We start from the raw sequence: 25,405 nt of genomic DNA on the forward strand, positions 1-25,405 counted from the left end.
CGCCTGGTCGCCTACGGGATGGCGTCGGGCGAGCTGATCGACGTGCCGCTGGCGAAGCTGTTCCAGATGCGCGCGGCGGCGGGGTTCTCGCTGATGGCGTGGCGCGCGGGGCAGCCGGAGGAGGCCGCGGCCTCGGTGGCCGAGCTGACCGACCACTTCGTGACGGGCCGCCTGCACACGACGGTCCACGCCCGGCTACCCCTGGCAGAGGTGGCGAAGGCCCACCAGCTCCTCGACGACCGCGCCCAGCTGGGTCGCATCCTGTTGGTGCCTTAGGGGCGGCCCGCCGCGCAAGACCGGGCCTCCAACCCAACTGGTCCGGCAGCCAAGGGCCTGTCTCGTAGAGAGTGGTGTGAAGTCCTGCGCCGACCACCGCAACCTCAGGGGACCGTGACGACACCCAGCCACCACCCACCCCGACACCCACACCATCCGCCGGAACGCAACACACACTTTAAATCCCGGGGAGGCGGACTAGAGCAGGCGGGCCCACGTCTTCGGCCCCACGATCCCGTCCACCTCCAGGCCCGCGCGGCGCTGGAACTCCCGCACGGCCTTGTCGGTCAGCGTGCCGAAGATGCCGTCCACCGCGAGGCCCGCGGCCTGCTTGCGGTTGAGGATCCCCTGCGCCTCACGCACCGCGTCGCCGCGGGCGCCGCGCTTGATGGTCGGGTGGGCGGCCCCGGCGTGGCCGTTCGCGAGGCACTCGAAGTGCATCTCGTCCACGCGACCCTGGAAGTCGCCGCCCCAGAGCAGGCCCAGCTCGCGGGCCTTGGCCGAGATCGCGGCACGCTTGGCGGCCGGCACGGTGCCGTGCTTGCCCATCGGGTGCGACGGCGCGTTGAGGTCGATCGCCGTGCCGCTGGCGTGGTTGCTGAGCACGGTCGAGCCCTTGATCGGGCGGAACGCGTAGCCGAAGCACTCCCCCGCGCGCAACGGCTCGATGTGGACGTGGAACCAGTGCGCCATCTCCAGCAGGCGCGGCGCAACGTCGGCGCGGATGGGTAGCTTTACGGCGGTCCCGTTGACGCCGAACGTCCGCACGTTGATCTCGTCCCGGTTCGCCGACGCGGGGAACCCGTTCTGACTCTTGGCCATCGCTGACATCTCCTGCCGCTCGCACCGGTACGGACCCTCGGCGGTCGTCCGCCGTATACCGATGTCGTCGGCTGTCTGATGAGCTCAGCGGGCCTCTGATACATCGACTTGCGAAGGCCGTCCGATCCGGCCGGTGGCGCGTTCAGCTCCAGCAGGCGCGGTCAGGGGGTCACCGGCCCGGGGTCGGGCAGCAGCACCGACGGCAGGTCGCAGTCGGGATGCAGCCGCAGCAGCTGGTAGGCGATGCCGCCGGCGCCGGGGAGCAGGCCCGGCACGAAGCAGTCCCCGGCCATGCCGGTGACGACGCCGAACCACTCCAGGCCACTGATGACCTGGGCGTCCACAGTGGACCGGAGGAGGCCGGGCGGGCCGAGGTCGAGCGCGACGGCCCCGGTGACCAGCTCCCACCCGCCGAGGTCGCCGTGGCAGAGCGTGTGGTTCCAGCCGTTGCCGCGGTCCCACGCGGACTCGGCGGCACGCCGGACGGTCTCCCGGCGGCTGAGGTCGCCCTCCCGGTACAGCAGGTCCAGCTCGGCGAGGCCGACGCCGACCGAGCCGTGGCACCACGCGGCGCCGGCGTTTCGCTCGTGCCCCAGGTCCGGCCAGCCGGCCAGGCCGGGGTCGTAGCGCGTGTCCTCGTGGGCGAACGCGGCCCGCGCGGTGTCCTCGTGCGCCGGGTCGCCGGTGACCTCGGCCAGCCGGGCGAGCGCCCAGCCGATGCCGGTGGCGCCGTGCGCGAACCCGCCGATGCCCTCGGGGAAATCGCGGTTGGGCCAGGCCACGGTGTCCACACCGGACGGTGTCGCGGCCGGGGTGGCCTCGGCCACCAGCTGGTCGCCGAGCGTCCCGGCCAGCTCGACCCAGCGCCGCTCGCCGGTGTGCTCGGCGAGGCGCAGCAACGGGACGATCGCGCCCGCCCGGCCGGCGAGGACGTCGTAGGCCGGGTCGTCGGCGACCGCGCGCGGGAGCCGGCCGGCGAGGGCGCCCGCCCACTCCAGCGCGTCGTCGCCGACCACGCCCAGCCGGCGCAGCAGCAGCCAGCCACAGATGCGTGAGCCGAGGCCGACGTAGCCGCCGGGTGGTTCCGGGCGCAGCGGCCCGGCCGCGGTGTCGGCGAGGCGCATGGTGCGCACGGCCGCGCGGAGCAGCGTCTCGACGCCGGGCACCTCCTCGGCGCGGCCGGCCTCCTGCTCGCGCAGCTGGCCGGCGAGCAGGACCGCCACGCCCGCGGTGCCGCTGTAGAGGTCGTTGCGCAGCGGCTGGACCGACCAGCCGGTGGAGTCGAAAACGGGCGCGACCCAGCTGACCGAGCTGTCGGCCGCGGTGATCGCGGTGGCCACGACCTGGCCCACGATGCCGGCGGCGAGCGAGCGCCGCCGGTGGTCCAGGTCCGTCGTGTCCACAGTGGAGGGAAGGCGGCGGACGGCCGCCGGGAGCCGGCCCTCGTTGAGGTAGGCGCTGACGAGCGCGGCCTGGACGACCCGGCGCTCGAGGCCGGTGTCGGTGGCGCGCCACCGGTGCAGCGCGGCGGCGACCAGGTCCTCCCGGGTGCCGCAGGTGGTGCCGCCGGGGCCGGTGAGCGTGCCGGCGGCGGGCGTAGTGGTGAAGAACGGGAGGTCGCCGCCGAGCAGCTCGGCGACCTCGGCCGCGATCACCGCGGGGTCGCCGGGCGCGCCGGGCGCGCCGGCGGCGTGCGTGGCGAGCAGGTCCTCGGCCCTGGCGACGGCGGGCGCCTGGTCGTGCAGCGAGGCGGGGTGCCAGAGCATGCGGCCGAGCTCGGCGTAGGTCTCGGTGGGACGCAGGACCGCGCGGACGGGTGTGGTGGCGAAGTCGGCGAGCCAGCGCGCGAGGTCGCCGTAGCGGTCGAACCCGTGCAGGCGGTCGGCCTGCTCGGTGAACGCGGCTACGACGGTGTCCCGGTAGCGGCCGAGGACCGGCTCGGGGCTCGGGCGGCTGGCGGCGAGCGGGCGCGGCGCCCAGGCCAGGCCGACCCGGGCGCGGTCGGCGGCGGCGACGATCACCGGGACCTCCGGCGTGGGCCGCCGGCCGGGCAGCGAGCCGATGGCGGAGGAGCCGGCGCCGCGCCGGCCGGGGACGAGCCCGCGGCCGGGGAGCAGGCCCGTGCCGAGGACGGAGCCGTTGACGAGGTCGTGCGCCCGGTCGACGGCGTCGCCGTAGCCCGAGGGCGGGGCGGGCGGGTGCGGGGTGAACAGCGTGTCGCAGTCGACGACGACCGGCACCGGTCCGGCGGCGATGAGGTTCGCCTGGTGCCGTTCGGTGCCGCCGAGAAGGCGCATGACGGCGAGCCAGCGGCCGAGGTTGCGGTGGAAGCGGCGCAGCTCCTCGTCGCCGGCGCAGTACCGGTGGCCGATGTGCTCGGCCCAGCCGTAGCCGTCCCGGGCGAGGACGCGCGGGACCCGGATCGGGTCCTCCTCGTCGGGCACGACGCGTCCCAGGAACCGCGCGAGGGCACGGTCGACGGCCACCGAGCGCGGCTTGTAGACCAGGCGGCCGGTCGTGCCGCGCAGCAACGCGACGGTCTGTCCACCGCGGTGGCCGTCCCCGGCGCCGAAGCGCACCTCGACCAGCTCGCCGGGTTCTCTGTCGAGTTCGGACAGTTCTTTTCGGTCGTCGACGAACCGCTCCGCGAGCGTGACCGCGGCGCACACCCGGTTGTCCACCATCGATCTGAGGCGGGCGGGCAGGGTCGGGTAGTGCTCGGCGAGCGCGTCCCAGTAGGCCGGGTCGCAGGTCCGGTCCACGAACTCCGCCCAGCGGCCGGCACTGTGCGGCGCGGTGAGCGTGCCGGTGATCCGGGCGGCGTCGAGCTCCAGCACCAGCACCCGGCTCACCTTGCGCAGGACGGTCTCCCGCAGCGCGGTCGCGGCGCCGGCGTGGATCGCCGCCCGCTCCGCGTCCGCGAGCCCGGCGGTGGCGGCGAGCCCGGCGGCCAGCCGGTCGAGGGCGGGGCCGAGGAAGGTCTCGACGGTCCGGTCGAACTGCTCGCCGGTGATGGCCGTGGTCATCCGGTGTCCTTTCGCCCGCCGGTGCACAGCGGGCCGGCCGGGCTGTCCACATCGGACTCGCCAGCCCGCCAGGCGGCAATGATCTCCTCGGCCCTGATCATTTCGAGAGTGCTCATGATTTCTTCCCCAGGGACGGTCAGGAGCCACCTGGAATTCGTCGCAGCGAAATGCCGACCTGGTTCCGGATGGCCGGAACAGAATTCCCCAGCCGACCGGGCACGGCAATCCACCACCCGGCGGACCCGAGATCCTCCGTTAGTACGCGGCGTGATCCCCGCGGACGGCATCCGGGTGAAAGAGCCGCCATTTGCCGTATCGGGACTACTCCGTCAATTAACGCAGGAACTCGAGCACGAGTGGGCCGGCGACCGCGCGGAACTCCTCGAAGTACGCGTGCCGCGCGCCGGGAATGAGCTCGAGCCGCGCCCCCGGAATGCGCCCGGCGAGCAGCGGCGCGTTCGCCGCCGGGTTGAACACGTCCTCGGTCCCGTGCACGACGAGCGTCGGCGCGGTGATCGACGGCAGCGCGTCCCAGCAGTCGTGCTCCGCGCTGGCCGCGAGATGCCGGCGCCGGGCGTGCGGCGGCATGTCCGGATCGCCGAGCGTGGTGAAGGGCCCGTCATGGGTGGCGAGCCAGGCAGGCGTGTACATCAGGTCCATGAGCGCCCGCCGCGCCGCCGCGGCGTCCCGCTGCGCGAGCGAGCGCCGGACCGCCGCACCGCGCTCGACCCCGTGCACCCCACCGGGCGAGGTGCACCCGAGCACGAGCCGCTCCACCCGCGCGGCGTGGTCGACGGCGAGCCACTGCGCGACCCGCCCGCCCATCGAGGTCCCGTAGACGTGCGCCCGCTCGACCCGCAGGCTGTCGAGCACCGCCACGACGTCCCCGGCGAACCCGCGCGTGCCGTAGTCGCTGTCGGGCTTGTCGCTTTCCCCGGTCCCCCGCCAGTCCAGCGTGACGACCCGGAACTCCCCCTCGAAGTCGCCCCGCGCGACATCCCACCAGTGCCGGTTGTTGGCCTGCCCGGCGAGCAGGACCAGCGTGCGGTCCCCCCGCCCACTCACCGCGTAGTGGATGGCGACATCGTCCGCGGTGAGCGCATAGGGCACGCCCGGGACCTTAGGACCTCCGGTCTCCCGGGGTGCCGACGGTAGGCTGGCGCGGTGAACATGCCTGGTCCGCTGGCCGCAGACCGCCGGCGCCTGATCCCCCGGACGGACGAGGTGCTCGCCGATCCGCGGCTTGTCGAGGCGGTCGCGCGGGTGGGGCGGCCGGCGGTCAAGCACGCGGTCGTCGCGGCGCAGGACCGGGCGCGCGCGGGCGAGATCGACCCGGCGGCGGTGGCCGACGCGGCGGTGGCGGCGCTGCCCGCGCGCGGGTCCTCGCTCGGTCCGGTCGTCAACGCCACCGGGGTGTTGCTGCACACGAACCTGGGCCGGGCCCCGCTGTCGGCCGCGGCCACCGAGGCCGCGGTGGCGGCGGCCGGCCCGACGGCGGTCGAGCTGGACCTCGGCTCCGGGCGGCGGTCCGGCCGCGGACTGGGCATGCGGGAGGCGCTGGCCGCGGCGGTCCCGGACGCCGAGGCGGTGCACGTCGTCAACAACGGCGCGGCGGCTCTCGTCCTGGCGGCCACCGCGCTCGCGGCGGGGCGCGAGATCGTGCTCAGCCGCGGCGAGCTGGTGGAGATCGGTGACGGCTTCCGCCTGCCGGACCTGCTGACCAGCACCGGCGCGACGCTGCGCGAGGTGGGCACGACCAACCGCACCGCCCGCGCGGACTACGCGGCCGCGATCGGCGAGCCGACGGGATTCGTGCTGAAGGTGCACCCGTCGAACTTCGTGGTCACGGGCTTCACCGCGGACGTGCCGGTCGCCGAGCTGGCGACCCTCGGGGTCCCCGTGGTGGCGGACATCGGGTCGGGTTTGCTGGCGCCGCACCCGCTGCTACCGGCCGAGCCCGACGCGGCCACGGCCCTGCGCGCGGGCGCGGACCTGGTGATCGCGAGCGGCGACAAGCTGCTGGGTGGGCCGCAGTGCGGGTTGATCCTCGGGCGGGCGGACCTGGTCCACCGCCTGCGCCGGCACCCGCTCGCGCGAGCGCTGCGCGTGGGGAAGCTGACACTGGCCGCGCTGGAGGCGACGCTGCGCGTGCCGCCGACGCCGACCGCCCGGGCGCTGGCCGCGCGGCAGCCGGACCTGCTGGCGCGCGCCGACCGCATCGCCCTCGCCCTGCGCGACCACGGCGTCGACGCGGTCGCCACCCCGAGCACGGCGACGGTGGGCGGCGGCGGGGCGCCGGGGGTGGAGCTGCCGAGCGCGGCGGTGCGGCTGCCGGAGTCCTTCGCCGAGCGGCTGCGGCGTGGGGCGCGGCCGGTGGTGGGCCGGGTGGCCGGTGGGGCGTGTCTGCTGGACCTGCTGGCCGTGCCCGAGGACGCTGACGAGTCCATTGTGGACGCGGTACGCGCCGTGGCCGCCGGCCCCCGACATCCAGCGTAGCGACGAACACCGACGGTTTCGGCACGCCGCGGACCCCGCTTGTGGACAACCGCCCGAACCAGCGGCCCTCACACCACCGGTTCAGGGGAGCGCAGCGGCGCCATCACCTCCGCCGAGAACTGGCGGACGAAGGACATCTTGTCCGGGAACGACACCGTCCACCAGAACTGGTTCGCGCCCGCCTCCCCCGCCTCCCGGATCTGGGCCACGCACTCGGCCGGCGTCCCACCCACCACATACCGCCGCGACGCGTGCTCGCGGAGCCGGGGCAGCGACCGCAGCAGGTCGGCGTTCGGGGAACGGCCGTGCTTGATGTGGGCGTCGAAGTCGTAGTGGTCCACCAGATACCGCGCCTCCGGCAGCACGTCGTCGGGGATGAGCTTGCCGCCCAGCGTCACCTGGCCGTGGGCGTTGATCAACGCGGCCGACAGGGTCAGCATCCGCTCCTCGGCCTCCGCCCTGCTGTCGGCCAGGCGCGCGCCGCACAGCCACCACAGGTCCAAATCGGACAGTGAACGGCCCGCCGACTCGGCGCCGGCACGGATGAGCCCCAGGGTGTGCTCGACGACCTCCGGGATGATGCCGGTCCCGATGATCACCCCGTCGGCGACCCGGCCGGCCATGCGCAGCATCTTCGGGCCCGCCGCCGCGACATAGATGGGCACGTGCCGCGGCGGGGAGAACATCCGCAGCGGCGCGCCGCGATACCGAACCTCCGCACCGCTGAGCAGGCCGCGCACGGTCAGCAGGTACTCCTCGATGTCGGCCACGCGCGCGGGACGGGCACCCGCCGTGTGCGCGGCGCTGTCACCGGCCCCGATGCCGAACAGCGCCCGGCCACCCGAGAGCACGTCGAGCGAGCCGATGGCAGAAGCGGCGACGATGGGGTGGCGGGTCAGCGGGTTCGTCACCCGCGGGCCGAACCGGACGCGCGAGGTGTTCTGCGCGGCCAGCACCCCCGTCACGTACGTCTCCGGGTACAGCGCCGGCGAGTCGGTCAGACCGATGACGTCGAACCCGCACTCGTCGACGGTCCGGACCCAACCCGGGAACGCCGCCAGGTCATCGCACACCAGGCTGACGCCGAAACCGAACCTCATGCCGCACTTCCTTCCCCGACGCCGGGCAGCGCCGCGATGATCGCCTCGGTCATCTCCGTCGTGGTGGCCGTGCCGCCGAGGTCGTAGGTCGTGGGCCCGGAGGCGACGACCACGGCGACCGCGGCCTGCACCTGGGCGGCGGCGGCGCGCTCGCCGAGGTGGTCGAGCAGCAGGGCGCCGGAGAGCACCAGCGCGGCCGGGTTCACGACGTCGCGCCCCGCGTACTTCGGCGCGCTCCCGTGCGCGGCCTCGAACAACGCCGCCGACGGGCCGAACGACGCACCCGGCACCAGCCCCAGCCCACCGACCAGCCCGGCACACAGGTCCGCCAGGATGTCGCCGTACTGGAACGGCGCCAGCAACACGTCGTAGCCCGACGGGTCGCGCACCAGGTGCATCGCCAGCGCGTCGACGAGGCAGTCGTCGAGGACGACGGTGGGGTAGGACGGCGCGATCTCCCGCGCCGCCGCGAGAAAGAGCCCGTCGGTCTCCTTCAGGGTCGCCGCCTTGTGCGCCACGGTGATCCGGCGCCGCCCGTGCCGCCGCGCGTACTCGAACGCGAACCGGGTCACCCGGTGGGTGGCCGCTCGGGTCACCCACTTCACCGCGATCGCCGCATCGGGGCCGACGTGCTGCGCGGCCCCGGTGAACACGTCCTCGGTGACCTCGCGGACCACCACGAGATCGGCGCCGGGGAAGTGCGTCCGCGCCCCGGGCAGCGCCCAGGCGAGCCGGACGTTGGCGTACACCCCGGCCGCCTGGCGCAGCGCGATGTTGGGGCTGCGGTAGCCGTGCCCGACCGGGTTGGCCATCGGTCCTTTGAGGACCACGCCGACCTCGCGGACCAGCTCGGCCGTGCGTGGGGGAATGGTCACCCCGGACGCGGCGAACACGTCCGCACCGGCGTCGGCCTGGACCCAGTCGACCGGGACGCCGGTCGCGTCGATGACCCGGCGGGCCGCCCGGGTGACCTCGGGCCCGATGCCGTCCCCGGGGACGTGCACCACGGTGTGCCTCACGACCGGATCTCCCTTCCCGGGAAACACTGGACACTATGATAGACGATATATAGTCTCCTCAGCACCCGGGCAACGCACGCGGAACTCCTGCTGGTGCGAGCGCGATGCCCTCCTGACGCTGGCAAAGGAGGCAGCGGTGCAATTTCCACGTGTACGGCGGCGGAACAACGGTCCGGTCGTCCGGCTACTGGTGCTCACCACCGTTGTCGCGCTGGTCGCGGCCGCGTGCGGTGGGGGCGGCGGGGACGCCTCGGGCCGAAGCGCCGACCAGTCGCTGATCATCGGCATGGACCACGTCACCCAGAACTACGACCCCATCAGCGCGACGGCCACCGCCGACTACACCTACTGGCGCTTCGTCTACGACACGCTCGTCAGCACCGACAAGGGCCCGCCGGAGCCGTGGGCGGCCGAGTCGTTCGAGCCCATCGACGCCAAGCACTGGCGGTTCAAGCTCCGCGCCGGCATGACGTTCACCAACGGCGAGCCGCTCGACGCCGAGGCCGTGCGCTACACCTTCCAGCGCGCGCTCGACGACAAGAAGACGCCGTGGCGGGTGCGCATCGAGGCCCTCCAGAAGATGACGATCATCGACCCGCTGACCATCGACTTCTTCCTCTCCACCCCGGTCGGCAACTGGCCCACCCGCACCTCGGTGGTCTGGCTCGTCCCGCCGAAGTACACCCAGGACAACCCCGGCGCGCTCGTCACCAAGCCGATCGGCAGCGGCCCGTTCAAGCTCGACAGCTTCACCCCCGGCGAGAAGGCCGTCCTGTCCCCCAACGCCGGCTTCTGGGGCACCATCCCGCAGCTCAAGCGGGTCGAGCTGCGCTCGGTCCCCGAGGAGTCCACCCGGGTCTCCTCGCTGCTGGCCGGCGACATCGACGTCGCCTACCGGGTACTGCCCGACTTCGCCGACCAGGTCAAGGCCGGCGGCAAGAAGCTGATCTCGGTCCCGTCCGGGCAGAGCGCCAACATCTTCTTCCAGACCACGACCGACACCCCGCTCAAGGACGTCCGGGTCCGCCAGGCGATCGACTACGCGATCGACAAGAAGGCGCTCCTCGACTCCATCACCCAGGGCTACGGCAAGGACCTCGGCGGCCAGGTGGTCGGCAAGGACTCCGTCGGGTACGACCCGCACCTCAAGGGCCGGCCCTACGACCCGGCCAAGGCCAAGAAACTGTTGAAGGAGGCCGGCTACGGCAACGGCGTCACGCTCGCCTTCGACTACTCGCTCGGCCGGTACTACCGGGACAAGGAGATCGCGCAGGCGATCTCGGGCTACCTCGACGCGGTCGGCATCACGGTCAAGCAGAACCCGCTCGAGAGCGGCGCCTGGCTCGACCGGCTCTACGCCGGCAGCTGGGGCCCGATCAACTACTGGTCCATTCAGGACGCGCCGGCCTACGACCTGTCCTGGACACTGGAGATCTTCCGCAGCGACAACATCCGCAAGATCGACGCGGACCCGAGGCTCGACCAGATGCTCGACAAGAGCTTCACGATCACCGACATCACCGAGCGCGGCAAGTACCTGACCGAGCTCGCCGCCTACGTCCAGGACCAGGCCTACTTCGTGCCGTTCCACTCCGACCCCGGGCTCTACGCGGTGGACCCGAGCGTCGAGGGCGTGGAGTTCCTCCCGTCGACCTACCTCAACCTGTTCGACGCGAAGCGGACCGGCTGAGCGATGGCCGGCTACCTGCTCCGGCGGATACCCCGGATGGCCGTGGTCGTCTGGGGCGCGCTGACCGTGATCTTCCTGCTCCAGCGGCTCGGCGGCGACCCGGTGGCACTCATGCTGCCGGACGTCGCCACCGAGGAGCAGCAGGACGCGGTCCGCGCGGACCTCGGGCTGGACAAGCCGGTCCTGGTGCAGTACCTGCTGTTCCTCGGCCGGTTCGCGCGCCTGGACTTCGGGCAGTCCTACCTGCAGCAGCGGCCGGTGGCCGACATCGTGTTCGAGCGGCTGCCGGCCACGCTGGAGCTGGCCGGCGCCGCCGTCCTCATCGCGACGGTCGGCGGCACGCTGCTCGGCTCGTTCGCCGCGCGGATGCGCCGCCGCTGGCCGGACAAGGTCGTGGTCGGCGGCGCGCTCGTGGGCCAGTCGGTGCCGACGTTCTGGCTCGGCATCATCGCGATCCTGATCTTCGCGGTGACGCTGAAGTGGTTCCCCGCCTCCGGCCGCGACGGCCTCACCCACCTGATCCTGCCCGCGGTGACGCTCGGCGCGTTCTCGCTGGCCAACACCACCCGCATCGCGCGCGCCAGCATGATCGAGTCGCTGTCGGCCGAGTACACGCAGACCGCGCACGCCAAGGGTTTGCGCACGACGCGGGTGGTCGGCGTGCACGCGCTGAAGAACAGCGGCATCTCGATCCTCACGCTCACCGCGTACATGTTCTCCACGCTCATGGGCGGCGCGCTGGTGACCGAGGTGGTGTTCGCCTGGCCCGGCGTCGGCCGGCTGATGGTCGACGGCGTGCTCTCCCGCGACTTCCCGGTCGTGCAGGGCGCGGTGTTCATGGTGGCGCTGGTCGTGGTGATCACCTACATGCTGCTCGACCTCGCCTACACCTTCCTCGACCCGCGGCTGCGGAGGACCTGATGGCCGACCTCGCGATCCGGGTGCCCACCGCGGCGGCGAAGACCCGGCGGGTGCGCAGGGCCGGCCGGCTGCAGATCGCCGTCGGCGTCGTGCTCGTGCTGCCGATCGTGCTCGTGGCGGTGTTCGCGCCGCTGCTGGCCCCGCACGACCCGAACGCGATCGACCTCGCGCACCGGCTCGCGCCGCCGGCCTGGGCGGGGACCGGCACGAGCAACCACGTGCTCGGCACCGACCACCTCGGCCGCGACCTCCTCAGCCGGGTGATCTACGGCGCCCGCATCTCGCTGATCGTCGGCGGGCTCGCGGTGCTCGGCGCGGGCCTGCTCGGCGTGACGATCGGGCTGCTCGCCGGCTACTTCCGCGGCGTGCTCGACTCGATCGTCACGATGATCGCCGAGATCCAGCAGTCCTTCCCGTTCCTGGCGCTCGCGATCGTCGTGGTGGCCGCGATCGGCCGCGGCGTCGGCAACATCGTCGCCGTGCTGGTCGTCGGCGGGTGGATCCTGTTCGCCCGGGTGGTGCGCGGCGAGGCGATGTCGATCGCCCGGCGGCAGTTCGTCGACGGCGCCCGCGCGCTCGGCGCCGGCCACACCCGGATCCTGCTGCGGCACATCCTGCCCAACGTGCGCTCGTCGATCATCGTGATCACGACGTTCAACTTCGCCTGGTTCATCATCACCGAGGCCTCGCTGTCCTTCCTCGGCCTCGGCGTCGACCCGAACACCCCGTCGTGGGGCCAGATGCTGAGCGACTCACGCAACTACCTCGCGCTCGCCTGGTGGTACCCGGCGTTCCCGGGCATCGCGCTGGTCGCGCTCGTGCTCGGCGCCAACATGCTCGGCGACGGGCTGCAGGACCGCTGGGACCCGTACCTGAAGTAAGGAGCCAGGGTGGACAACCTGCCGGAGCTTCGCCTGCGGCCCGGGCTGCTCGACACGGTCCGCTACGCCGCGGCCATGTGGGAGTTCCAGCTCCTGCACTTCGACCACGAGCGGGCCCGCGCGGAGGGCCTCGACCGGGCGATCGTGCAGGGGCCGCTGCTCGGCACCTACCTGGCGCGGCTGCTCGACGGCGCCGGCCGGCTGGAGCACCTGGCCTGGCGCAACCACGCGGTCGTGCCGGTCGACACCGACCTCGTCTGCGGCGGCACGCTGGACGGAGGCGAGGCCCGGCTGTGGATCCGCGACGGTGCCGGGACCACGGTCGTCAGCGGCTCGGCCCGGGTGCGCCCATGAGGTCGGTGCTCGTCGTCGGCGGCACCGGGCCGACCGGGTACGCCGTGGTGCGCCGGCTGCTGGCCCGGGGCGACCGGGTGACGATCCTGCACACCGGCGCGCACGAGGTCGACTTCGGCGGCGAGGTCGAGCACCTGCACGCCGACCCGGCCTCGCTTCCCGGCCTGCGCGGGGCCGTGGCCGGCCGGGAGTTCGACGTCGCGGTCAGCACCTCCGGGCGGCTGCGGCACGTGGTCACCGTGCTGGCCGGCCGGGTCGGGCGGCTGGTCGCGGTGACCGGCCTGCCCGCCTACGTCGGCTGGCAGGTGCCGGTGGGCCGGACCGGCTACCCGCTCCCCCTGCGCGAGGGCGACCCACCCGCCCGGCCGCTCGCCGACCTGCCGGGCGACACGCTCACCGCCGGCGTGCGGCGCAACGAACGGCTGGTGGCAGAGGCCGAGGCCCGCGGCGCGTTCGAGGCCGCGATCCTGCGCTACACCATGGTCTACGGCCCGTACGCCTACATCCCGTTCGAGTGGTACTTCGTGCGCCGGGTGCTCGACGGCCGGCGGGCGCTCGCCCTCGAGGGCGACGGGCTGATGCTGCCCCAGCGCGGGTACGCCGACAACCTCGCCGAGGCGGTGCTGCTGACCATGACCCACCCGGGCGCGGCGGGCCGGACGTTCAACGTCGGCGACGAGCACGTGCTGAGCGTCGCCGCGATCGCCGAGACCGTCGCGGACGCGCTCGGCCACCGCTTCGACGTCGTGCCGGTGCCGCTGTCCGCGAGCCCGTGCGGCAACCCGTTCGCGCTGCGCCAGAACACCGTGTTCGACCTCGGCGCGATCCGCGCGCTCGGCTACCGCGACGTCCTGCCCGTGGGCGAGGCGACCCGGCGCGCGGCCCGGTGGCTGGCCGAGAACCCGGTGACTCGCGGGTCGGCGGAGGAACGCTCGCTCGGCGAGCACTGCTTCGACTACGCCCGCGAGGACCGCGCCATCGAGATCTACCGGGCCGCGCTCGCCTCGACCACCTGAAGGAGCGGACATGAGCTGGGACGACGCGCTGCGCACGGTCGAGGCACTCGTCGGCCGCCAGGCCTGGGCGCCCGCCCGGGTCGAGGTGCACGCGGCCGACATCCTGCGTTACGCCGAGGCGGTCGGCCTTCCTCGGCCCGCCGATCCGACCGTGGCGCCCGCGCTGTTCCTGCCGCCGTTCGCCGTCGGGGGCGAGGTCGGTGTCGACGGCCGGCGCCGCCGGCCCGACGAGGTGGTCATCGACCACCCGGCCCTGCGGCGGCGGCTCATGGGCGGCTGCGCGGTCGAGTTCCACGCGCCGATCCGGGCCGGGGAGACCATCGAGGCGGTGACGACGTTCGAGTCGGTCACCGAGAAGCAGGGCAGGGACGGGCCGATGCTCCTCGTCACCACCGCCACCGAGTACCGCGCCGAGGACGGCCCGCGGCGCACCGAGCGGTGGACGATCGTGCACCGCTGACCGAACAGAACTCCCCAGGTCAGCACCGGTTCATTGACACTCGCAACCCGACGACCTAGGCTCTGATATATAGTATTAACCTCGCCGGGAGGTCAGTTTCGTGGCCACGTACCGTGTCTATCGCCCCACCCCCGACAAGCCCGAGAGCGCGCCGGCGGGCGGCGTCGGGCTCGCGCGGCGGCCGGACTCGCTCGACGGCAAGCGCATCGGTCTGCTGTGGAACGCGAAGGTCAACGCGGACATCTACCTGCACCGCCTCCAGGAGCTGATCGTCGACCGGCATCCCGGCGTCGAGTTCGTCTGGCAGGCCAAGCCGACGGCCAGCAAGCCGATGGAGCCCGAGGTTCTGGCCGAGCTGCGGACCTGCGACCTGGTCGTCACCGCGTTCGGCGATTGAGGCTCGTGCAGCTCGTGGAGTGTCCACGACGGCGTGACCCTGGAGAAGCTCGGCATCCCGACCGTCTCGGTGATCACCGAGCCGTTCGGCTTCAAGGCGAGGGCGGAGGTGACCGCACTGGGCCTGGGCACCGTCGCGATCCAGATCCTGCCCCACCCCATCGGGCAGATCTCCGACGAGGAGATGCGGGCGCTGACCGACCAGGCCTACGACGAGGTCCTGTTCGGCCTGACCCACCCCGCCGAGGAGGTGGCGGAGGCGTACCGCGAGTCGGTCACGCCGAGGACCACCTTCTCCCGCTGACGCCGGCCCGGCCGGCCGACCAGAGAGGGAACCACTTGTGGCAAGCACCCCGGCGCAGACCACCCTGCCGTTGGACGGCCTGCGCGTGCTCGACTTCTCGCACGCGGCCGCCGGGCCGTTCGCGACGATGTTCCTGGCCGACCTCGGCGCCGAGGTGGTCAAGGTCGAGAAGCCGGGCCGGGGTGACGGCGCGCGGTACATGGGCGAGCCGATGCTCGGCCCGATCGAGTCCGACTACTACCTGAGCCTCAACCGCAACAAGAAGTCCGTCCTCATCGACCTGTCCACTGAGGACGGCCGCGACCTCGCGACCGGCCTGGCCCGCACGTGCGACATCGTCGTGCAGAACTTCCGGCCGGGCGTGCTCGACCGGCACCGGCTGGGGTACGAGGACCTGCGCAAGGTGCGGGAGGGCCTCGTCTACTGCTCGATCTCGGCGTTCGGCGCGACCGGGCCGTGGCGCAACCGGCCGGCCAACGACATCATCATGCAGTCGGTGTCCGGCCTGATGGGCATCACCGGCGAGGTGGGCGGCGGGCCGGTGCGCATCGGCGCGCCGATCTCCGACTACGCGACCGGGCTGTTCGCGCTGGCCGGCATCCTCGCGGCGCTGCACCGCCGGGACGCCCTGCCCGAGGGCCAGCACGTCGAGATCGCGATGCTCGACGCGTCGATGGCGATGATGGCCAACTACATCCCGTCGGTCGCCACGCTCGGCAAGACGATCCCCCGGCTGGGCCGCGGGCACGCCCAGATCGTGCCGTACCAGGCGTTCCTGTGTGCGGACGGGCAGTACGTGATGGTCGGCGCGTTCACCAACGGGTTCTGGCGCCGGCTGTGCGACGCGGTCGGCCGTCCGGAGTGGAAGGACGACCCGCGGTTCACCTCCAACGCCGACAGGCTGGCGCATCGCGAGATTCTGATGTCCACTTTGGAGGAGATCTTTCGCGGCCGGACCCGCGAGGAGTGGCTTGCCGCGCTGGAGGAGGCGGACGTGCCGAACAGCCCCGTGCTCGAGCTGCACGACGCGATCGCCTCCGAGCAGGCCGTGCACAACGGGATCGTGCAGCGGCTCAGCGTTCCCGGCCAGCCCGGCGCCGAGCTGGACGTGATCAAGCTGCCGGTGGGGTCCGACCGGTGGCGGCCCGGCCCGGCGACGGTCCCGCCGGTGATGGGCGAGCACACCGACGAGGTGCTGGGCAAGCTCCTCGGGCTGGACCGGGAGCGCATCGACGCGCTGGTGGACGCCGGCGTGGTGGCGAGGGTGGAGGCGGCGAGATGACGACGACCGAGTCGACCACTGGGCCCGCGGACGGCCCGATCCTGGCCGGGTTGCGCGTGCTCGACCTGTCCCACCAGTATTCCGGCGCGCTGTCCGCGAGCTTCCTCGCCGACCTCGGCGCCAGCGTGATCGCCGTGGAGCACCCGACGAAGACCTCGATCCGGACGATGCTGCCGCGTAAGGGCGAGCAGTCCATGTGGTGGTCGGTCATCCAGCGCGGCAAGCGGGTGATCACGCTCGACATCAACACCGGGCGCGGCCGCGAGCTGGCCGTCGAGCTGGCCCGCGGCGCCGACGTGATCTGCGAGAACTTCCGCCCCGGCACGCTGGAGAAGTGGGGCCTGGGCCCGGCGGACCTGACCGCGGCCGGGGTCAACGCGGTCATGCTGCGGATCTCCGGGTTCGGCCAGAGCGGTCCGCTGAGCGGCCGGCCGGGCTTCGGCACGATCGCCGAGGCGATCAGCGGGTTCGCCCACCTCAACGGCGAGCCGGACGGCCCGCCGACCTTCCCGTCGACCACGCTCGCCGACGGCGTCGCGGCCACCTTCGGCGCGTTCGGCGTCATGGCCGCGCTGTGGGGCCGCGGGCACAACGGGCCCGCCACCGGCGTCGAGGTCGTCGACATGGCGCTGTTCGAGGGCCTGTTCCGGATCATCCCCACCCAGATCGCGACCTTCCACCAGTTCGGCGCCGCCCCGCACCGGCCGGGCAACAAGCTCACCAGCCACGGCGTGCTGCGCAATCTCTTCCGGTCCGCGGACGGCAAGTGGTTCGTGGTCAGCGCCGTCGGCCCGGCGGCGATCCGGCGCATCCTGCTCGCCGCGGAGGCCGTGCCGCAGATGGCCCGCGTCGACGCCGGTGTGATGATGAGCGACCCGGCCGCGGTGGTCGAGTTCCTCGACGAGTGCGACGCGCTGTTGCACGCCTGGGCCGCCGAGTGGGACTACGCCACGCTCGAGAAGCGCCTGCGGGAGGCCGACGCGGTGCACCAACAGGTGTTCTCCGCGGCGGACATCGTCGCCGACCCGCAGTTCCAGGCCCGCGGCGACCTCATCGAGGTACCCGACGACGTGCTCGGCCCGGTCCTGATGCAGGGCGTCGTGCCGAAGTTCCCCGGCCGCGCGCACACCGTCGACCGGGCCGGCCCGGCCAGGGGCACCGACAACGCCTCGGTGTTCGCCGAGCTCGGCCTGGACGAGGCCACGATCGCGGCACTGCGCGCGGACGGAGTGATCTGATGCCCGAGCTGCTGACCGTCGAGGGCGAGCTCGCCGACGTCCTCGACCACTACGCCGAGCAGGGCTGGACCGACGGCCTGCCGATCGTGCCGCCCACCGAGCAGGCGGTCGCGGCCGCGCTCGAGTACACCGACCTCGACCCGCACGAGTCGCTGGGCAGGATCCCGGCGACCCGGGCCGAGGCCACCGTGCACACCGTCGCGGTCAACGCGGTGATGGCGGGCTGCAAGCCCGAGTACCTGCCTGTCGTGCTCGCCGCCGTGCGCGGCCTCGCGCACCCGGACTTCAACACCTACGGCATCCAGGCCACCACCAACCCGGTGGCGGTCATGGTGATGGTCAACGGCCCGATCGCCGACGAGCTCGGCTTCAACGGCAAGGGCAACTGCCTCGGCCAGGGCTTCCGGGCCAACGCCACGGTCGGCCGGGCGGTGCGGCTCTGCATGATGAACATCGGCGGCGGCGCCCCGCAGACGATGGACAAGGCCACCCACGGCCAGCCGGGCAAGTACGGCATGTGCATCGCGGAGAACGAGGCCGAGTCGCCCTGGGAGCCGTTCCACGTCGAGCGCGGGCACGACCGGGAGACCAGCGCGGTGTCGCTGTTCTCGGTCACCGGCACGCAGAACGTGCTGGACCTGGCGAGCCGCAGCGCGGTCGGGATCCTGCGCACCTTCGCCTCGGCCGCGGCGACCGTGGGCCACCAGAACGTCCAGCTCGGCGGCGGGCCGCTGATCATCTTCTGCCCCGAGCACGCGCAGATCCTGTCCGAGGGCGGGTTCGGCAAGACCGACGTCCGCGAGTTCCTCTACGAGCACGCCCGGGTGCGGGTGTCGGACTTCCCGCCGGAGACGCTGAACGGCATGGTCCGCCACCGCCGGCCCAAGCGCTACCTCTCCGACCACCCCGACGCGGGCATCCCGCTCGCGGACAGCCCCGGCGAGATCAACATCGTCGTGGCCGGCGGCGCCGGGCCACACTCGGTGATCTCGCCGAGCTTCGGCGAGGCGACGATGGTGCCGGTCAGCCCCATCACCCTGAAGGACGGCACGCCCGTCAAGAGCGTCCTGGAGTTCCGCTACTAGAAAGGCCCGAGCCAACCGATGACCATCGACGTCGATGTCGCCGACGGGATCGCCACGATCACGATCGACTCCCCCAAGACCCGCAACGCGCTGAACCCGGAGTCGTCGCGGCGGCTCGTCGAGGTGTGCGACCAGGTGGACGCGGACCCGTCGGTCGGCGCGGTCATCGTGCGCGGCGGGGGCGGCACGTTCTGCTCCGGCGCCGAGCGCGAGGTCCTCGCCCGCGCGGGCGAGGACCCGGCCGACCCGGTGCGGTTCGCCGAGCTGGGCTCCATCTACGACGCGTTCGTCCGGGTCGGGAACATGTCGGTGCCGACGATCGCGGCCGTGCGGGGCGCCGCGGTCGGCGCCGGGGTGAACCTGTTGCTGGCCACCGACCTGCGGATCGTGGCCAAGGACGCGCGGATCATCGCCGGCTTCACCAAGATCGGCCTGCACCCCGGCGGCGGCCACTTCACCCTCCTCGGCCGGGTGGTCAGCCGCGAGGCGGCGGCCGCGATCGGGCTCTTCGGCGCGGAGGTGTCCGGCACCCGGGCGGCCGACCTCGGGCTGGCCTGGGAGGCGGTGGACGCGGCCGAGGTCGACGCGCGGGCCCGCGAGCTGGCCGCCACCGCGGCCCGCGACCCGGAGCTCGCCCGCCGGGTGCTCGGGTCGCTGCGCCGCGAGCTGGACCCGCCGGGCGTGTCGTGGCCGGCCGCGCTCGAGCTGGAGCGTGGCTCCCAGATGTGGTCGCTGCGGCGCCGGAACAGCTGACGTGAGGACCGGGTACAACGGCGTAGGAGGAGTTCGATGCGGCAGGAGACACAGGTGCTCGACGAGGCGCAGGCGGATGCGGAGCCCGCGCCGATGATCTCCTTCGACCACGTGGGCAAGCGCTTCTTCAAGAAGGGCAAGCCCTTCCAGGCGCTCGGCGACGCGCACTTCGACGTGCGGCCGGGCGAGTTCGTCAGCATCGTGGGGCCCAGCGGCTGCGGGAAGTCGACCCTGCTCAACATCACCGCCGGGCTGATGAAGCCCTCCACCGGCAACGTCCGCTACAAGGGCGCGCCGGTCGACGCGGTGAACACCAGCGTCGGCTACGTCACCCAGGCCGACACGCTGCTGCCGTGGCGCACGGTCCGGCAGAACATCGCCGTCCCGCTGGAGATCCGCCACCACCCGCGCGCGGAGCGGCCCGGCCTCATCGACGAGATGATCGAGAAGGTCGGCCTCACCGACTTCGGCAACCACTACCCCGCCGAGCTCTCCGGCGGCATGCGCAAGCGCGTCGTGCTCGCCCGCACGCTGATCTACCAGCCCGAGACGTTGCTCATGGACGAGCCGTTCGGCGCCCTCGACGCGCAGCTCAAACTCGTGCTCCAGCAGGAACTGCTGCGGCTGTGGGCGGACGCGGGGACGACGATCCTGTTCGTCACCCACGACCTCGCCGAGGCGGTGACGCTGTCCGACCGGGTGGTCGTGGTGTCGTCACGGCCGGGCATGATGCGCACGATCAAGACCATCGACATCGAGCGGCCGCGGGACGTGTTCAACGTCCGGTTCCACGACCGGTTCCGCGAGCTACAGCAGGAGCTGTGGGCGATCCTGCAGGACGACATGCTCGAGGGCGGCGAGATGTAGCGGGCTGTGTTGACGGTTCGCTTCGCTCCTGCGCTGCTCGCCGTCTTCCTCCGTGCGCGCCTGCGCGCGTTCGTCAGTCCACACGGCGAACGCTCCGGCGCTCCCGCTCACGCGTCCACACGGCGAACGCCCTGTGTTGGATTGTTCGCTTCGCTCCTCCGCTACTCGCCGTCTTCCCTCCTCGCGTGCTCGGCGCTGACGCGCCTGCGCGCGCTCGTCAGTCCAGACGGCGAACGCTCCGTCGCTCTCGCTCACGCTTTCTGGTCGGCCTTCTCCGACTCCGCCGCCGCGGCGTGGATCTTGCGGATCGCGTCCAGGGTGATGCCCCGGTGCTTGGCCATCCAGCCGTTGACCGCGCCCACGTCGCGGGCCTCGAACGCCTGCATGAGCGCGTCGTGGTGCTCCTGCAGCAGCGACTTCGGCACCCGGACGTAGGCCATCGTGTTCTGGTAGCGCGCCGCGGCGTCCCACAGGTGCGTGATGAACCTGATGAGGTGCTCGCTGCCCGCCCGCTCGAACGGCACGAAGTGGAAGGTCCGGTTCAGCTCGACGAACGCGGGCGTGTTGCGCTCGTTGACCGCCTTCAGCATGTCGCTGTTGATCTCGCGCATCCGGGCGAGGTCGGCCTCCTCGAGCTTGGGCACGCCGAGCCGGTGCGCCTCGTCCTCGAGGACCTGGCGCCAGTGGTAGATGTCCTCGATGTCGTCGGTGGACAGCTCCGCGACGAAGAACCCGACCCGCGGGATCCGCTTCACCTGGCCGACCGCCTCCAGCGCGGCGAGCGCCTCGCGGACCGGGATGTGTGACACGCCAAGGTCTTCGGCCAGCCGGGCCGGCGAGAGCCGGGTGCCCGGCGGGAGGTCACCGGAGGCGATGGCCTTGGCCAGCCGGCGCGCGACGAAGTCCTGCAGACCATCCGGTCTGCCTTCACTGCTCATGATCGATGTGCCCGCCATGACCTCTCCTCGCGCTGCGGTACGCCTCAGTGTACGCAGGGTGAACTAAACGATATAGCCGACTCGCCCCGGTTTGAAAAACGCTCAAGTCCGCGCGAGTCGTCACCCAAAGTGAGAGTTGGCGCCGTTGACAGCACTCCGGGTGCATCTTACGATGATATATCATCTATGGAGGTTCGTGACATGGCTCGCTCGAATCGCGGCATCGGCGCCGCGACCGCCGCTCTGGCGCTCGTCCTCGGTCTCACGTCCTGCGGCGACGGAGCCGCGGCCGGCGGGTCCGGCAAGACCGGCCTCGGCTCGGCCACGATCGTGCTCGGCGGCAAGGTGATCACCTGGGCCGCGGCGTACGTGGCCGTGTGCCAGAACTACTTCGCCGACCACGGCCTCAACGTCGACCTGACCGTCTCCCCGCAGGGTACGACCTCCGCCATCGCGGGGCTGGTCTCGGGCGACGCGCTCTCGGCGATGACCGGCGCGCCGGCCGCGGTGAGCCCGATCCGGGAGGGCGCGCCGGTCCAGATGCTGTTCAACGCCAGCCTCGGCTACGGCGTGCAGGTGGTCGGCAGCAACAAGCTCGTCGCGGCCAAGAAGATCACCCCGGACTCCTCGCTCGAGGACCGCGTGCACGCGCTGCGCGGCGAGACCGTCGCGATCCTCAACCCGGGCGACTCGATCGACCAGCTGCTGCGGTTCGTGCTGCCGAAGTACGGGATGGACCCGGACAAGGACATCCGGATGCTGGCGCTGAACAACTACAGCAACATGTTCGCCGCGATGAAGATCGACAAGATCGGCACGCTCGCCGGCTCGCCGCCCAACGGCAACCAGGCGGAGTCGCAGGGCATCGGCAAGATCCTGTTCTCCGGCGACGAGTTCACGGAGCTGGCCAACTACCCGTACCTGGTCGGCTCGGCGAACACCCGCGAGCTGGCGCAGAACCCGGACAAGCTCAAGGCCCTGGTGGCCGGCATGGCCGACGCGATGAAGCTGCTCCGCGACAACCCCGAAGCCGGGAAGCCCTGCCTGCGCAAGGAGTTCCCCGACCTGGACCAGAAGACCTTCGACGCGGCCTACGAGTACACGGTCAAGTCCGTGCCGGACTCGCCCCTGATCACGCCCGAGGTCTTCAAGTCCCTGTCCGACTTCGCCGAGACGAGCGGCCAGCCGCTGGGCGTGGACTACGACAAGGCCGTGGCCTCCGACCTCGTCAAGCAGGCGATCGGTTAGCCCCACCGGGCCGCGTGCCCGGGATCAGGCACCCGGTGGGGCGTAGGCGAGCTGCGGGATGTGCCGCGCCCGCCGGTCCGGGGTGGGCACGCCGCGGGTCGTGGCGCAGCCGGATTCCTCGCCGGTGAACAGGAACCGGCCGTCACGGCCGAAGCCCAGTAGCCAGCGTAGCCAGCGTTGGACTCCCTGCTGAGCGCGTGCGCGTTCCCCTAGCCCTCGGCGTCCCACACCGCGGCGGCCGGTCCGGGCCGCCGCTCGCGAGGGTTCGCCCGTCCGGGCTGAAGCTCGCCGAGTGCGCGGATGCCGGCCGGCTCAGTGGCCCGCGAGCTTCCAGCGCATGACGTACTTCTCGGTGACGTTCAGCAGCGTGTTCATGATCGTCGCGATCAGCATCAGGACCACCAGGGCGGCCATGACGCCCGCCGTGTTGAACGCGCCCGCCGCCGACATCAGGATGTAGCCCAGGCCCTTGTTCGACGCGATCAGCTCGCCCACCACCGCGCCGGTCAGGGCGTACGGGATCGCCAGCTTCAGGCCGACGTAGATGTAGGTCAGCGAGCCCGGCAGCACCACCTTGCGGATGATGTCCCGCCGCCGCGCGCCCATCACCCGCAGGACGTCCACCAGCTCCTCGTCGGTCTCGCGCACGCCGGCGTAGGTGTTCCAGAAGACCAGGAAGAACACGATCACCGCGGTGAGCACGACCTTCATCTCCAGGTCGATGCCGAACCACAGCACGAAAAGCGGCGCCAGCGCGAGCTTCGGCAGGCTGTAGACCGCCGTGATGAACGGGTCGAGCAGCCGGCCGAGCAGCGGGACCAGGCCCAGCACGAAGCCCGCCACGATCCCCGACACCGCGCCCAGCAGGAACCCGTACAACGTCGCCTGCAGCGTCACGCCCAGGTTCTCCAGCAGGTAGCCTGTGGTGACCCAGTCCCACAGCTGCGCCCAGATCTCGGTCGGCTTGCTGATGAAGAACTCCACGTCGAACGCGCCGGCGATGAACTGCCACGCCACGAGCGCCACGACCAGCACCGCCAGCCGCAGGAGCCCGACGGTCAGCGTCGAGCGGCCCGTCGACGAGTCGCGGTCCTCCAGCCGGTCACCGGCGGCGGTCACCGCCGGAGCAACGTCCTTGCCCTCCACCGTCATCGCCACGCCAGCAGCCTCCGTCGCCATCGCCGGGTCGCACGGGGTCACAAGCCTGTGACCTCGCACAAGGTGCCGTCATACCATATATTATCAGTCGATCCCTGCCCAGACTCCGAAGAAAGGGCCCGCCGATGACGGCCACGGTTCCGGACACCAAGGAAGCGCTCGACCCGATCCTCACCGACATCGTCGGCCCCGACGCCGCGCGGATCGACCGCGAGGGTGCGTTCCCCCGCGAGGCGCTCGACGCGCTGGGCCGGGCCGGCGTGCTGGGGCTGACCAGCGCGACCGGGGTCGGCGGCGGCGGGCAGGGCATGCGGGCAGCGGCCGAGGTGATCGAGCGGCTGGCCGGCGAGTGCGGGTCCACCGCGATGGTCGTGCTCATGCACTACGCCGCGGTCGCCGCGATCGAGGCGCACGGCCCCGACGACGTCCGGCGCGAGATCGCCGCCGGCCACCACCTGACCACGCTGGCGTTCTCCGAGTTCGGCTCGCGCAGCCACTTCTGGGCCCCGCTCGGGACCGCGCGCAAGACCGGCGACACGGTCGTCCTCGACGCACGCAAGAGCTGGGTGACCTCGGCCGGCCGCGCGGACAGCTACGTGTGGTCGAGCCTGCCGATGTCGGGCGGGGACAACACAGGCGGCCCGATGACGCTGTGGCTGGTGCGCAACGGGACCGCGGGGCTGTCGGTGTCCGGCGAGTTCGACGGCCTCGGCCTGCGGGGCAACGGCTCGCGCCCGATGACCGCGCAGGGCGTGACCGTGCCGGCCGGCGCGCTGCTCGGCGCGGACGGCGCGGGCCTCGACATCGCGCTCACCGTGCCCCTGCCGTGGTTCCTCGTGCTCAACGCCGCGTTCTGCCTGGGACTCGCGGACAGCGCGCTCGCCGAGGCCGGCCGGCACCTCACCGCCACCACGCTCACGCACACCGGCGCGGCGCTGCGGGACGCGCCGGTAGCTCGGCGGGACTTCGCCCGGCTGAAGGTGCGCACCGACGCGTTGCGCGCGTTCCTTGGCGACACGCTCACCGCGCTGGAGACCGGCCGCGAGGACGCCACGCTGCGGGTGCTGCAGGTCAAGGCGCTCGCCGGGGACACCGTCACCGACGTCACCGACGGCGCGATGCAGCTCTGCGGCGGCAGCGCGTTCCGCAAGGAGCTCGGTCTCGAGCGCCGGTTCCGGGACTCCCGCGCGGCCCGGGTGATGGCACCGACCACCGACGCGCTGTACGACTTCGTCGGCCGGGTGTCCACGGGCCTGCCGCTGCTGGACGAGGCGAACCGGTGACGCCAGCACTGCTGATGGGCGCGGTCGCCTACGACCCCAAGGTGGTGACCATCTGGGAGGGGTTCCGCGGCTGGCTCACCGGCCGCGGCCTGGACTTCGACTTCGTCCTCTACTCCCACTACGAGCGCCAGGTCGAGGACCTCGTCGCCGGGCGCATCGACGCGGCGTGGAACTCACCGCTCGCCTGGCTGCGTGCCGAGCGGCTCGCCGGGGCCGCCGGCAAGCGGGTGCGGGCGCTGGCCATGCGCGACACCGACCGCGACCTCACCTCGGTGGTCGTGGTCCGCGCGGACTCGCCGGTCCAGCGGGTCGAGGACCTGGCGGGCAAGGTCGTCGGGACCGGCGCGCTGGACAGTCCACAAGCGACACTCATCCCGCTCGCGCACCTGCGCGCGGCCGGGGTGACACCGACGGTGCGCCGCTTCGACATCGGCGTCGGGCTGCACGGCGACCACATCGGCGGCGAGCGGGACGCGGCGCTGGCGCTGGTGGCCGGCGAGGTCGACGCGGCCTGCATGATCGACGCCAACCACCTGGCGTTCGCGAAGGAGGGCACGCTCGCGCCGGACGCCACCCGGATCCTCGCCCAGACGGCCGCGTTCGACCACTGCAACCTGACGGTCGTCGACGGGCAGGCCGAGGAGGCGGTCGCGTTGTTCTGGACGCTGCTGGCGTCGATGTCCTATGCCGACGCCGAGGTCCGGCCGCTGCTCGACCTGGAGGGGCTCACCGCCTGGGAGGAGGGCCGGACCACCGGCTACGCCGCGCTCGACGAGGCGGTCACCGCCACCG

The 25,405-nt window shown here is 72.5% G+C and carries 25 protein-coding genes; 17 read left to right on the forward strand and 8 right to left on the reverse strand.

The annotated features are described in order from the left end of the window. Nucleotides 1-276 (forward strand): zinc-binding dehydrogenase (locus tag VGD70_RS29635; RefSeq protein ID WP_331087125.1); only part of this gene is annotated, 276 nt, incomplete at its 5' end. 198 nt (nt 277-474) lie between these two features. Here the strand turns inward: VGD70_RS29635 and VGD70_RS29640 are convergent. The 4 genes from VGD70_RS29640 to VGD70_RS29655 form a co-directional block, all read right to left on the reverse strand. Continuing rightward, complete coding sequence (locus VGD70_RS29640) at nt 475-1,098, reverse strand: peptidoglycan-binding protein (protein WP_331087127.1); 624 nt, start codon at nt 1,096-1,098, stop codon at nt 475-477. A 161-nt stretch (nt 1,099-1,259) separates the two neighbouring features. Further along, a complete protein-coding gene (locus tag VGD70_RS29645) occupies nt 1,260-4,124 on the reverse strand; it encodes a type 2 lanthipeptide synthetase LanM family protein (protein WP_331087129.1) in 2,865 nt (954 codons plus the stop codon). Further along, a complete protein-coding gene (locus VGD70_RS29650; RefSeq protein ID WP_331087131.1) occupies nt 4,121-4,240 on the reverse strand; it encodes a DUF6229 family protein in 120 nt (39 codons plus the stop codon). Before VGD70_RS29650 ends, VGD70_RS29645 begins: the two co-directional genes overlap by 4 nt. A 217-nt stretch (nt 4,241-4,457) precedes the next feature. Continuing rightward, the gene (locus VGD70_RS29655; RefSeq protein WP_331087133.1) at nt 4,458-5,234 is read right to left on the reverse strand and encodes an alpha/beta fold hydrolase; all 777 of its coding nucleotides are present in this window, start codon (nt 5,232-5,234) and stop codon (nt 4,458-4,460) included. 60 nt (nt 5,235-5,294) lie between these two features. On the opposite strand from VGD70_RS29655, the gene selA reads away from it, so the two are divergent. Beyond that, nucleotides 5,295-6,620: an L-seryl-tRNA(Sec) selenium transferase gene (gene selA, locus VGD70_RS29660; protein WP_331087173.1), complete on the forward strand. Its 1,326-nt coding sequence runs from the start codon at nt 5,295-5,297 to the stop codon at nt 6,618-6,620. Between the two features lie 68 nt (nt 6,621-6,688). On the opposite strand, the gene VGD70_RS29665 is transcribed toward selA, so the two are convergent. Continuing rightward, a complete protein-coding gene (locus VGD70_RS29665) occupies nt 6,689-7,720 on the reverse strand; it encodes an LLM class flavin-dependent oxidoreductase (protein ID WP_331087135.1) in 1,032 nt (343 codons plus the stop codon). Further along, nucleotides 7,717-8,739 (reverse strand): isocitrate/isopropylmalate dehydrogenase family protein, encoded by a 1,023-nt coding sequence (locus VGD70_RS29670; protein WP_331087137.1) that lies wholly within the window; start codon nt 8,737-8,739, stop codon nt 7,717-7,719. The genes VGD70_RS29665 and VGD70_RS29670 overlap by 4 nt, the downstream gene beginning before the upstream one ends. 136 nt (nt 8,740-8,875) lie before the next feature. Between VGD70_RS29670 and VGD70_RS29675 the strand changes: the two genes are divergently transcribed. The 12 genes from VGD70_RS29675 to VGD70_RS29735 all read left to right on the forward strand — a co-directional run bounded on the left by VGD70_RS29675 (nt 8,876) and on the right by VGD70_RS29735 (nt 19,986). Next, a complete protein-coding gene (locus VGD70_RS29675) occupies nt 8,876-10,429 on the forward strand; it encodes an ABC transporter substrate-binding protein (RefSeq protein ID WP_331087139.1) in 1,554 nt (517 codons plus the stop codon). A gap of 3 nt (nt 10,430-10,432) precedes the next feature. Continuing rightward, nucleotides 10,433-11,350 carry an ABC transporter permease gene (locus tag VGD70_RS29680; protein ID WP_331087141.1) on the forward strand — a complete coding sequence of 306 codons (918 nt, stop codon included), beginning with the start codon at nt 10,433-10,435 and terminating at the stop codon, nt 11,348-11,350. After that, entirely contained in the window at nt 11,350-12,231 is an 882-nt protein-coding gene (locus tag VGD70_RS29685; RefSeq protein WP_331087143.1) for an ABC transporter permease, read from the forward strand. Before VGD70_RS29680 ends, VGD70_RS29685 begins: the two co-directional genes overlap by 1 nt. Before the next feature lie 9 nt (nt 12,232-12,240). Continuing rightward, on the forward strand, nt 12,241-12,585 hold the full coding sequence (locus VGD70_RS29690; protein ID WP_331087145.1) for a hypothetical protein: 345 nt from the start codon (nt 12,241-12,243) through the stop codon (nt 12,583-12,585). Further along, nucleotides 12,582-13,601 (forward strand): NAD-dependent epimerase/dehydratase family protein, encoded by a 1,020-nt coding sequence (locus tag VGD70_RS29695; RefSeq protein ID WP_331087147.1) that lies wholly within the window; start codon nt 12,582-12,584, stop codon nt 13,599-13,601. The genes VGD70_RS29690 and VGD70_RS29695 overlap by 4 nt, the downstream gene beginning before the upstream one ends. Before the next feature lie 10 nt (nt 13,602-13,611). Then, nucleotides 13,612-14,061, forward strand: a complete 450-nt coding sequence (locus tag VGD70_RS29700) for an FAS1-like dehydratase domain-containing protein (RefSeq protein ID WP_331087149.1) — start codon at nt 13,612-13,614, stop codon at nt 14,059-14,061. A gap of 100 nt (nt 14,062-14,161) precedes the next feature. Further along, complete coding sequence (locus VGD70_RS37050) at nt 14,162-14,761, forward strand: UGSC family (seleno)protein (RefSeq protein ID WP_422653101.1); 600 nt, start codon at nt 14,162-14,164, stop codon at nt 14,759-14,761. Between the two features lie 37 nt (nt 14,762-14,798). Then, nucleotides 14,799-16,043, forward strand: a complete 1,245-nt coding sequence (locus tag VGD70_RS29715) for a CoA transferase (protein WP_331087155.1) — start codon at nt 14,799-14,801, stop codon at nt 16,041-16,043. Beyond that, nucleotides 16,040-17,281: a CaiB/BaiF CoA-transferase family protein gene (locus VGD70_RS29720; protein WP_331087157.1), complete on the forward strand. Its 1,242-nt coding sequence runs from the start codon at nt 16,040-16,042 to the stop codon at nt 17,279-17,281. The genes VGD70_RS29715 and VGD70_RS29720 overlap by 4 nt, the downstream gene beginning before the upstream one ends. Then, complete coding sequence (locus tag VGD70_RS29725) at nt 17,281-18,366, forward strand: hypothetical protein (RefSeq protein WP_331087159.1); 1,086 nt, start codon at nt 17,281-17,283, stop codon at nt 18,364-18,366. Before VGD70_RS29720 ends, VGD70_RS29725 begins: the two co-directional genes overlap by 1 nt. Before the next feature lie 18 nt (nt 18,367-18,384). Continuing rightward, nucleotides 18,385-19,119, forward strand: a complete 735-nt coding sequence (locus VGD70_RS29730; protein ID WP_331087161.1) for an enoyl-CoA hydratase-related protein — start codon at nt 18,385-18,387, stop codon at nt 19,117-19,119. A gap of 36 nt (nt 19,120-19,155) precedes the next feature. Next, nucleotides 19,156-19,986 (forward strand): ABC transporter ATP-binding protein, encoded by an 831-nt coding sequence (locus tag VGD70_RS29735; RefSeq protein WP_331087163.1) that lies wholly within the window; start codon nt 19,156-19,158, stop codon nt 19,984-19,986. Nucleotides 19,987-20,237: 251 nt separating this feature from the next. On the opposite strand, the gene VGD70_RS29740 is transcribed toward VGD70_RS29735, so the two are convergent. Continuing rightward, on the reverse strand, nt 20,238-20,942 hold the full coding sequence (locus VGD70_RS29740) for a GntR family transcriptional regulator (protein WP_331087165.1): 705 nt from the start codon (nt 20,940-20,942) through the stop codon (nt 20,238-20,240). A gap of 183 nt (nt 20,943-21,125) precedes the next feature. Between VGD70_RS29740 and VGD70_RS29745 the strand changes: the two genes are divergently transcribed. Continuing rightward, complete coding sequence (locus tag VGD70_RS29745) at nt 21,126-22,172, forward strand: ABC transporter substrate-binding protein (protein ID WP_331087167.1); 1,047 nt, start codon at nt 21,126-21,128, stop codon at nt 22,170-22,172. Between the two features lie 312 nt (nt 22,173-22,484). Here VGD70_RS29745 and VGD70_RS29750 read toward each other — a convergent pair whose 3' ends face one another. Further along, nucleotides 22,485-23,324 carry an ABC transporter permease gene (locus VGD70_RS29750; RefSeq protein WP_331087175.1) on the reverse strand — a complete coding sequence of 280 codons (840 nt, stop codon included), beginning with the start codon at nt 23,322-23,324 and terminating at the stop codon, nt 22,485-22,487. A gap of 131 nt (nt 23,325-23,455) precedes the next feature. Between VGD70_RS29750 and VGD70_RS29755 the strand changes: the two genes are divergently transcribed. Both VGD70_RS29755 and VGD70_RS29760 read left to right on the forward strand, forming a co-directional pair. Then, nucleotides 23,456-24,613 (forward strand): acyl-CoA dehydrogenase family protein, encoded by a 1,158-nt coding sequence (locus tag VGD70_RS29755; protein WP_331087169.1) that lies wholly within the window; start codon nt 23,456-23,458, stop codon nt 24,611-24,613. Next, nucleotides 24,610-25,405, forward strand: a 796-nt coding sequence (locus VGD70_RS29760) for a phosphate/phosphite/phosphonate ABC transporter substrate-binding protein (RefSeq protein ID WP_331087171.1), incomplete at its 3' end; no start/stop codon positions are given. The genes VGD70_RS29755 and VGD70_RS29760, both read left to right, overlap by 4 nt.

Origin of the sequence: Actinophytocola sp. (assembly GCF_036402745.1) — a bacterium.
Classification (GTDB): domain Bacteria; phylum Actinomycetota; class Actinomycetes; order Mycobacteriales; family Pseudonocardiaceae; genus Actinophytocola.

What these genes read in the sequence shown, in the direction of transcription:
- VGD70_RS29665 (WP_331087135.1), bottom strand. Translation starts at nt 7,720, where the DNA reads ATGAGGTTCGGTTTCGGCGTCAGCCTGGTGTGCGATGACCTGGCGGCG.
- VGD70_RS29730 (WP_331087161.1), top strand. Translation starts at nt 18,385, where the DNA reads ATGACCATCGACGTCGATGTCGCCGACGGGATCGCCACGATCACGATC.
- VGD70_RS29745 (WP_331087167.1), top strand. Translation starts at nt 21,126, where the DNA reads ATGGCTCGCTCGAATCGCGGCATCGGCGCCGCGACCGCCGCTCTGGCG.
- VGD70_RS29650 (WP_331087131.1), bottom strand. Translation starts at nt 4,240, where the DNA reads ATGAGCACTCTCGAAATGATCAGGGCCGAGGAGATCATTGCCGCCTGG.
- VGD70_RS29685 (WP_331087143.1), top strand. Translation starts at nt 11,350, where the DNA reads ATGGCCGACCTCGCGATCCGGGTGCCCACCGCGGCGGCGAAGACCCGG.
- selA (WP_331087173.1), top strand. Translation starts at nt 5,295, where the DNA reads ATGCCTGGTCCGCTGGCCGCAGACCGCCGGCGCCTGATCCCCCGGACG.
- VGD70_RS29645 (WP_331087129.1), bottom strand. Translation starts at nt 4,124, where the DNA reads ATGACCACGGCCATCACCGGCGAGCAGTTCGACCGGACCGTCGAGACC.
- VGD70_RS29740 (WP_331087165.1), bottom strand. Translation starts at nt 20,942, where the DNA reads ATGGCGGGCACATCGATCATGAGCAGTGAAGGCAGACCGGATGGTCTG.
- VGD70_RS29640 (WP_331087127.1), bottom strand. Translation starts at nt 1,098, where the DNA reads ATGGCCAAGAGTCAGAACGGGTTCCCCGCGTCGGCGAACCGGGACGAG.
- VGD70_RS29680 (WP_331087141.1), top strand. Translation starts at nt 10,433, where the DNA reads ATGGCCGGCTACCTGCTCCGGCGGATACCCCGGATGGCCGTGGTCGTC.
- VGD70_RS29755 (WP_331087169.1), top strand. Translation starts at nt 23,456, where the DNA reads ATGACGGCCACGGTTCCGGACACCAAGGAAGCGCTCGACCCGATCCTC.
- VGD70_RS29700 (WP_331087149.1), top strand. Translation starts at nt 13,612, where the DNA reads ATGAGCTGGGACGACGCGCTGCGCACGGTCGAGGCACTCGTCGGCCGC.
- VGD70_RS29735 (WP_331087163.1), top strand. Translation starts at nt 19,156, where the DNA reads ATGCGGCAGGAGACACAGGTGCTCGACGAGGCGCAGGCGGATGCGGAG.
- VGD70_RS29695 (WP_331087147.1), top strand. Translation starts at nt 12,582, where the DNA reads ATGAGGTCGGTGCTCGTCGTCGGCGGCACCGGGCCGACCGGGTACGCC.
- VGD70_RS29750 (WP_331087175.1), bottom strand. Translation starts at nt 23,324, where the DNA reads ATGACGGTGGAGGGCAAGGACGTTGCTCCGGCGGTGACCGCCGCCGGT.
- VGD70_RS29720 (WP_331087157.1), top strand. Translation starts at nt 16,040, where the DNA reads ATGACGACGACCGAGTCGACCACTGGGCCCGCGGACGGCCCGATCCTG.
- VGD70_RS29725 (WP_331087159.1), top strand. Translation starts at nt 17,281, where the DNA reads ATGCCCGAGCTGCTGACCGTCGAGGGCGAGCTCGCCGACGTCCTCGAC.